This window comes from Staphylococcus sp. HMSC034C12 (assembly GCF_001835895.1).
Taxonomy (GTDB): Bacteria; Bacillota; Bacilli; order Staphylococcales; family Staphylococcaceae; genus Staphylococcus; species Staphylococcus hominis.
On sequence record NZ_KV826343.1, the window covers coordinates 1 to 1,736 of the forward strand.

The window sequence follows — 1,736 nt, forward strand, 5'->3', positions numbered from 1 at the left end:
GAACATTGAAAACTGAATGACAATATGTCAACGTTAATTCCAATAAAGTAACTTAAATGTTACAAACACTATTTAGTATTATGAGCTAATCAAACATCATAAATTTTTATGGAGAGTTTGATCCTGGCTCAGGATGAACGCTGGCGGCGTGCCTAATACATGCAAGTCGAGCGAACAGACGAGGAGCTTGCTCCTTTGACGTTAGCGGCGGACGGGTGAGTAACACGTAGGTAACCTACCTATAAGACTGGGATAACTTCGGGAAACCGGAGCTAATACCGGATAATATTTCGAACCGCATGGTTCGATAGTGAAAGATGGCTTTGCTATCACTTATAGATGGACCTGCGCCGTATTAGCTAGTTGGTAAGGTAACGGCTTACCAAGGCAACGATACGTAGCCGACCTGAGAGGGTGATCGGCCACACTGGAACTGAGACACGGTCCAGACTCCTACGGGAGGCAGCAGTAGGGAATCTTCCGCAATGGGCGAAAGCCTGACGGAGCAACGCCGCGTGAGTGATGAAGGTCTTCGGATCGTAAAACTCTGTTATTAGGGAAGAACAAACGTGTAAGTAACTGTGCACGTCTTGACGGTACCTAATCAGAAAGCCACGGCTAACTACGTGCCAGCAGCCGCGGTAATACGTAGGTGGCAAGCGTTATCCGGAATTATTGGGCGTAAAGCGCGCGTAGGCGGTTTTTTAAGTCTGATGTGAAAGCCCACGGCTCAACCGTGGAGGGTCATTGGAAACTGGAAAACTTGAGTGCAGAAGAGGAAAGTGGAATTCCATGTGTAGCGGTGAAATGCGCAGAGATATGGAGGAACACCAGTGGCGAAGGCGACTTTCTGGTCTGTAACTGACGCTGATGTGCGAAAGCGTGGGGATCAAACAGGATTAGATACCCTGGTAGTCCACGCCGTAAACGATGAGTGCTAAGTGTTAGGGGGTTTCCGCCCCTTAGTGCTGCAGCTAACGCATTAAGCACTCCGCCTGGGGAGTACGACCGCAAGGTTGAAACTCAAAGGAATTGACGGGGACCCGCACAAGCGGTGGAGCATGTGGTTTAATTCGAAGCAACGCGAAGAACCTTACCAAATCTTGACATCCTTTGACCCTTCTAGAGATAGAAGTTTCCCCTTCGGGGGACAAAGTGACAGGTGGTGCATGGTTGTCGTCAGCTCGTGTCGTGAGATGTTGGGTTAAGTCCCGCAACGAGCGCAACCCTTAAGCTTAGTTGCCATCATTAAGTTGGGCACTCTAAGTTGACTGCCGGTGACAAACCGGAGGAAGGTGGGGATGACGTCAAATCATCATGCCCCTTATGATTTGGGCTACACACGTGCTACAATGGACAATACAAAGGGCAGCGAAACCGCGAGGTCAAGCAAATCCCATAAAGTTGTTCTCAGTTCGGATTGTAGTCTGCAACTCGACTACATGAAGCTGGAATCGCTAGTAATCGTAGATCAGCATGCTACGGTGAATACGTTCCCGGGTCTTGTACACACCGCCCGTCACACCACGAGAGTTTGTAACACCCGAAGCCGGTGGAGTAACCATTTGGAGCTAGCCGTCGAAGGTGGGACAAATGATTGGGGTGAAGTCGTAACAAGGTAGCCGTATCGGAAGGTGCGGCTGGATCACCTCCTTTCTAAGGATATATTCGGAACATCTCGTAGAGATGATACGGAATAACGTGACATATTGTATTCAGTTTTGAATGTTTATTTT

The 1,736-nt window shown here is 48.7% G+C and carries 1 rRNA gene; it reads left to right on the forward strand.

The window, feature by feature from the left end:
• The first annotated feature begins 105 nt into the window (after nt 1-105).
• A 16S ribosomal RNA gene (locus HMPREF2629_RS08850) occupies nt 106-1,656 on the forward strand.
• Nucleotides 1,657-1,736: the final 80 nt, after the last annotated feature.